Here is a 6,287-nt window from a genome sequence, read left to right on the forward strand (position 1 = left end):
ACAGCCGTCGAGCTGTACTGGTGGTCTGATCACGAGACCACCGCGGAATCGTACGGCAGCGTGCTCTACGCCTTCTGAGTCTCGCCTTGGAGGGCGAGCGTCGAGAGCACCAGCTTCGCCGACGCCCTCGTCTCCTCGGCCGTCGGCTCGGCCCGGGGAAACACGACCAGCCCCGGAACGATCTTCAACTCCACGAGCTCCTCCGCATTCGTCCCGGTGGACGCATCCGCCACGGTCGGCGGCTGGAGCACGAGGAGCGGCGCCGGCAGGTCCGGGGCCATCGTGCGCATCGCGTGCAGCGTGACCGCGACATCATGGAGCACGCCCAGCCGATCCGAAGCCACGAGCAGGAGGTGGTCGGGTCGCAGCGCGCGCGCGAGGTCCAGGTTGACGAGCCCCGACCCGAGCGGCGACAGCAACGCCCCCGCCGTCTCGATGACCAACACCTCCGCGCACGCATGCGCATCGACCCACTCGGTCACGCGACCGATGTCGATGCCCATTCCCAACCGACGCGCGGCGAGGTGCGGCGAGACCGGATCCGGCAGCGCGTAGGGCGGGGGATGTTTCACGTGAAACGTGCTGAACGCGGCAAGCGCGGAGGCGTCGGTCGTGATCGCGGGCGAGGGCGCGACAGGGACGCCGGACTCGATGGGCTTGAGGCCCGCAACCGAGACGCGGGCCGAGGCGAGGGCCGAGACGAGGGCGACACCCGCATGGGTCTTGCCGACCCCGGTGCCGGTTCCGATGACGACGATGCGGCTCATGGCTTCCAGCTCTCCGCGAAGGCAGCGACGATCCGAGAGAGGTCCGCGTCGGTGAGGCGCGCGTGGGCGGTGACGCGAAGGCGCGAGGTGCCCGGCGGCACGGTCGGCGGGCGAATGGCCTGCACGAGAATTCCGCGCTCGCGGAGGCGGAGGGAGATCCGAACGGCCTCCTCGGGAGGACCCACGAAACAAGGGAGGATGGGTCCATGCGAGGGGAGGAGCGCATCCCCGACGACGGAGGTGAGGTCGGCACGCAAGCGGCTGGTAACCCGGTCGAGTCGTGCCCGCGCTTCGTCATCGGACGCGACGCGGAGGACCCGATGCCGGATGGCCGCGGCGAGCGCAGGGCTGATGCCCGTCGAAAACACGAAGCTGCGCGCACGATTCCAGAGCCAGGTGCGAAGCACCATCGGCCCGGCCACGAACGCACCCTGAAGCCCGAGCGCCTTCCCGAGCGCACCCACGAGGACATCCGGTCGAACCCCAGCCCGCGCCGCGAGCCCGCGCCCGTCAGGTCCGAGGCTCCCGACCGCATGGGCCTCATCCACGATGAGCGCTGCATCCCACCGGTCACACGCAGCCCGGAGCCGAACGAGGTCGGGCGAATCGCCATCCATGCTGAAGTACGACTCGGTCACGAGCCACCGTCGCGGCGCCCCCTGCGCCTGCTCGAGCGCAGCCTCGGCGGCAGCCACGTCCCGATGAGGAACGACAACGACCTTGGCCCCGGAGAGGCGGCAGCCATCAATGATGGAGGCGTGGTTCAACGCATCCGAGACGATGACGTCCCCGGGCCGAGCGAGGGCCGAGAGGGTACCCACGTTCGCCGCATACCCGGACGAGAAGAGGAGCGCGGCTTCAAAGCCGAACCAGGTGGCGATCGTCTGCTCGGCGAGCGCATGTTCGGCATGATGCCCGCTGACGAGGCGTGACGCCCCAGCACCAGAAGGCACCTCCGCGGGCGCAGGCCAGGGATCGGTGCCGTACCCGAGGTAGTCGTTCGAGCAGAGGACGAGGCATCCCGCGGGCGGAGGCGCGCTCGGCTTGCGGAGCAGTCCAGCCTGTTCGAGCGCCGTGAGCTCCGCCGCAAGATGGCGAAGGGCGCCGAGGTCCGTCATCGATCGTCCTCGTCGGGGGTATCGGCGCCGGGTTCGAGGGCGCCGAGGGCAGCATCCACACGTTCGAGCATGCGACCGAACGCGATGCGGGTGCGGGCCATCTGGTCGGTATGCCGAGCGCGCTCCTCTTCGAGGTCGTGAGCAAGAGCGAGGGCGGCAAGAAGGAGGGCCTGGGGGTTGACCATGCGGCCCGGACCAGCGACCTGGGTGAGCTTCTCCTCCACCATGAGGGTGAGGCGGTGGAGCTCGTCGTCGGACGCGGAGGTGACGACCCGGTATGTCTGACCGCTGATGCGGAGCTGGACCTGACGGCCACCCATGGCGGGGGGACGGTACCATGAGGGGGGCCAGGATGCGAGGCGGGGAGGGAGCTCGGCGGGGGTGGTCACCCGGAGGGGCACGAAAGAGAACCGAGCGAGGTACACGCACGGTCAGGCCTCGCGAGGCAGTGCGGTGCCAGGGGTCACCCCGCTCCCGGACGCACCCACCCGAGCGAGACGTCCGGGCACCACCCCGCAAAGAACCCCACCCGTCCAAATCCAATCAGAACACCCCTGAGTGCCCCACCGGGTGGCCACCCCCGCCGAGCTCCCTCCTGCGTCGATCTTTGGGGAGAGGGGCGAGGGGATGTTTCACGTGAAACGTGGGGGCTTGCTTGACGGGGTGGGGGAGGGTGGGCGATGGGAAGAAGATGGAAAGCAGGCGGGCGTGCTTGCGAGGGTTTCGGTTGGGTAGGACGGGACGGCGGGCGCTGGTGGGTGGGGCCGTGCTGGCGGGGTGCCTAGCGGTCGGGGCGGAGGCGCGCGCCGAGCCGCAAGGGACGGTCGGGCTGACGATCGGTGCAGCCGGGCGAGGGCTCGATCGAAAGATTTGGGACCAAACAGCCTTCCACCTGGGGCTGCGGGGGGACGTGTTGTTCGGTCGGAGCAAGGTGACCGACTTCGGCGTGGGACCCTATGCCGAGGTGATGACGCACGCCTTCGACGAGGTGCAGTTCGGCGCTGGGGTGTCGACGTTGTTCCCCGTGCTGCAAGCGCTGCCCCTCGTGGCCTCGGTGGGCGGGTACGGGCGGTACGCGCCGATGCAGGGGCTCGAGCCAGGGGTGGCGGGGGCGCTGTTCTGGGGGAGCCGCAGCTACAACTTCCACGCCTCGTACGTCATGGCCTTCGGGCTGCTCGTGCAGTTCCGGTACGGGCTCGGTCCCTCGCGGGAGACCTCGATCGTCATCGGCGCGCAGCTCGACCTGGTGGCGTTGAGCTTGCCGTTCCAGCTCCTCTTCAACGCGGTGCGCGGAGGGTCGCGGGATACGAGACCCGTGCGGTGACGGGTCCAGGGGGATGTTTCACGTGAAACGTTGAGGGCGGCGGGTCGCCGTGGGAGGGCGGCTCAGGGGGTGCAGATCGGGTTCCCCTGGCAGGCGCGGCAGTCGACCCAGTTGTCGACGCCGGGTCGGCAAATGCCGGACGGGCCGTCGGCCGTGATGCTGCAATCCGCTCCGGGCACGAGTGGGTCGTTGGCCTCGCTCGGGAAGAAGACCAGGCAGCCGCGGCAGACGTCGACCGGCCACTGGAACTCGCCGGTAGCGATCTCTTCACCGCCGAGGGTATGTCCACGAACGATGACGCGTGCGATGACCTCGACCGGGGGGCCATTCGCGACCGCCCCGGCCGCCGCCGAGCTGCCCGAGTCGATCAGCACGACATGCGCGATGCCATACCCCGGCTCGACGCCCGTCGACGGGTCGGCGAACCCGGTGGCCGCCGCGGAGAAGGCGCCGAGCTCGTTGCCCGCCGAATCGAAGGTGTGGACGTCCGCGCTCTCGAACATGACGCGGGAGGTCTCCGTGCGAAGCGTCGCAGCATTGCCGCGCCGGACCAACTGGTTGCCGACCAGCAGCGCCGCGCTGTACTCGGTGCTGAACTCGACATCGAGGGCGCCGCGGAGCACGACCGGGGCCGAGGGTTCAGCCGAAACCTCGCAGGTATCTTCGGGGAACTTCAGGACCCCCCGGACGAAGAGGCTGCTCTCGTTCTCCGCGCATCCAGAACCGAGCAACGCGCCGAGCGCCAGAAGCGCGGTCAAACTGCCGACATGCCTTCGCTGGGTCTTCATGTTGGAGGAGCCTCCCTCGACGCCTGAGGTCAACCATCAGTGTATCGGGAAAGGCCCCGAGCCGGCAAAGATCCGCAGGGTTCAGACGGAAGCGCTCTGCATCCCCGCATGAAGGAGGCGCCCCAGCGCGTCGAGCGAGAGGAGCTCGATGCGAGGTCGTCCGAGCCCTTCGAGGAGGACGACACGAATGCCCGCCACGGTGCGCTTCTTGTCGAGCGCGGCCAGGCGGATGGCCTCGTCGAGGGGCTCGCGCGAGAGGTCGGTGGGCAAGCCGAGGTCGACGAGGAGACGCTCGATACACGCCGCTGCCTCGGGATCGGTGACGCCGAGGGCACGGCCAACCCGCAAGATGGCGACCATGCCGAGCGAGACAGCCTCGCCGTGGGTAAGCCGGGTGTACGCGCCAGCCGCTTCCAGGCCATGCCCGATCGTGTGGCCGAAGTTGAGCAGGACCCGATCGCCGGCCTCTCGCTCGTCCCGGGTGACGATCTCCGTCTTCACCCGGACCGCACCGAGGACCATCTCCCGAACGAGGTCGAGGTCACGCGCGAGGACACGCGTGCGCTCCCGGCCGACGAGGTCGAAGAGGGAGAGGTCGGCGATGGCCGCGGCCTTGACGACCTCGGCCAAGCCGGAGACGTAGGCCCGGGGGGACTCGCTCTGCACGCGCGCCGGGTCGATGAGCACGGCCGAGGGCTGGTGGAAGGTGCCAACGGCATTCTTGGCGACCCCGAGGTCGACGCCGGTCTTCCCCCCAACGGCAGCATCGACCATCGAGAGCAAGGTCGTGGGCATCGCGACCCACCGGACGCCCCGAAGCAAAAGGGACGCGGCAAACCCGGCGACATCGGAGACGACCCCGCCGCCGAGGGCAACGACGAGGCACTCGCGGTCCGCGCCCGACTCGACGAGGGCCGCGAGGATGCGCTCGACCGCCGGGAGCTGCTTGTGCGGTTCACCGGGCGGAAGGACGACCGTGGCCGGGACGCGAAGGCCCGCGGTACGGAGGGACGCGAGGACCGGTTCGAGCGCGAGCGGCGCGACGTTCTCATCCGTGACGACGAAGACGGCGGAAGGCGCAAGGGTACACGCGACCTCGGCGAGGGTGCGCGGGGCGTCCTGGGTCAGGCGGACCGGGTAGGACCGAGGGCCGAGCGGGACGACGAGGGTGGGGTCGAGCCAAGCGCGGAGGACGGCATCGGCGACGTCCTCGGGGGAGCGATCGTCGGTGCGAATGTGGGCATGGGCCTCGGCGTAGACGGCCGCGCGGGAGGCAAGGAGGCTGCGGAGGCGCTGGAGGCGGTCGGGGGCTTCGTCGAGGAGGGGTCGACCGGGCGCTGCGGTGCGCGCAGCGAGGGTGTCGGGTCGCGCCGTGAGGGTGACGACGTGCGCGTGGGCAAGGGCAAACGCGCGGAGGTCCGGGTCGAGGAGGGTGCCGCCGCCGAGCGAGATGACACGAGGTTCCGAGGAGGCGAGGAGTCGACGAAGGGTGTCGGCTTCGAGGGCGCGGAAGGCCGGTTCGCCACCAGGCTCCGCAAAGAGGGCCGGTACGGAGCGGCCGGTGGTCTGCGTAATGACGGCGTCGAGGTCGAGGAAGGGGACAGCCGCTTGGGCCGCGACGAGGGGGCCAATGGTGGACTTGCCTGATCCCATCAGTCCAGAGAGGAGGAGGGGACGCTGGGGGCGAGGCTGGGGAACGGGAAGCGGAGGCATGGGGATTACGATTCGATGGGGGAGAGGTTTTGTCGAGGTGGGAGTGTGCGCGGGGGGCGCGGAGGGGGCGCCGGGCGGCGTGAGGTCGGGGGGGCTGGGGGCCCCCCCCGAACTCGCGAGCCACGCCGGACGGAGTGGAAGGAGGTCGAGGTTTTGGCAAGACCCGGGAGGGGATGGATGTCGCCCACCGGCTAGGTCACGTGGGTGACGGATGGGGCGTGGGGTTTCCGGGAGGTAGGGCGTGGCTCGCTCAGACAACGGGTCCCCCCCCAGCCCCCCCGACCTCACGCCGCCCGGCGCCCCCTCTGGTCCCAGGGTGGGACAAAGCCCCCAGGTCCAGAAGAGAGGTGGGGTGGAGAGGAGGGCGATCAGAAGGGTGGAGAGGGTTCCCGGTACGACGAGCACCGCTAGGCGCATCGGTCGAGAGGGTTCCCGGTACGACGAGCACCGCTAGGTGACTGGTGTTTTTCTCTACCAAACCATCGCGGGATGGTGTAATGCGGGGCCATGTCCCTTGGACAAACCCCGAAGCAGGGCGAGATGTGGAGGTCGACGTCAGCGTATTGCGAGGCCAAGC

At 69.7% G+C, this 6,287-nt stretch carries 6 protein-coding genes; 1 reads left to right on the forward strand and 5 read right to left on the reverse strand.

The window, feature by feature from the left end:
* Positions 1-65: 65 nt before the first annotated feature.
* Genes bioD through zapA form a run of 3 tightly spaced genes read right to left on the reverse strand, consistent with a single transcriptional unit; the run spans position 66 to position 2,205 of the window.
* Positions 66-767 (reverse strand): ATP-dependent dethiobiotin synthetase BioD, encoded by a 702-nt coding sequence (bioD, locus tag E8A74_RS44790; RefSeq protein WP_136935295.1) that lies wholly within the window; start codon positions 765-767, stop codon positions 66-68.
* Complete coding sequence (locus E8A74_RS44795) at positions 764-1,885, reverse strand: aminotransferase class I/II-fold pyridoxal phosphate-dependent enzyme (protein WP_136935296.1); 1,122 nt, start codon at positions 1,883-1,885, stop codon at positions 764-766. The genes bioD and E8A74_RS44795 overlap by 4 nt, the downstream gene beginning before the upstream one ends.
* Positions 1,882-2,205: a cell division protein ZapA gene (zapA, locus tag E8A74_RS44800; RefSeq protein WP_136935297.1), complete on the reverse strand. Its 324-nt coding sequence runs from the start codon at positions 2,203-2,205 to the stop codon at positions 1,882-1,884. The genes E8A74_RS44795 and zapA overlap by 4 nt, the downstream gene beginning before the upstream one ends.
* Positions 2,206-2,795: 590 nt before the next feature.
* Here zapA and E8A74_RS44805 point away from each other — a divergent pair.
* Positions 2,796-3,209, forward strand: a complete 414-nt coding sequence (locus tag E8A74_RS44805) for a hypothetical protein (protein ID WP_232380025.1) — start codon at positions 2,796-2,798, stop codon at positions 3,207-3,209.
* A gap of 62 nt (positions 3,210-3,271) precedes the next feature.
* On the opposite strand, the gene E8A74_RS44810 is transcribed toward E8A74_RS44805, so the two are convergent.
* Both E8A74_RS44810 and aroB read right to left on the reverse strand, forming a co-directional pair.
* A complete protein-coding gene (locus E8A74_RS44810) occupies positions 3,272-3,997 on the reverse strand; it encodes a hypothetical protein (protein ID WP_136935299.1) in 726 nt (241 codons plus the stop codon).
* A gap of 81 nt (positions 3,998-4,078) precedes the next feature.
* Positions 4,079-5,650 (reverse strand): 3-dehydroquinate synthase, encoded by a 1,572-nt coding sequence (gene aroB, locus E8A74_RS44815; RefSeq protein WP_232380026.1) that lies wholly within the window; start codon positions 5,648-5,650, stop codon positions 4,079-4,081.
* Between the last annotated feature and the right edge of the window lie 637 nt (positions 5,651-6,287).

The organism is Polyangium fumosum, assembly GCF_005144585.1.
Lineage (GTDB): Bacteria > Myxococcota_A > Polyangia > Polyangiales > Polyangiaceae > Polyangium > Polyangium fumosum.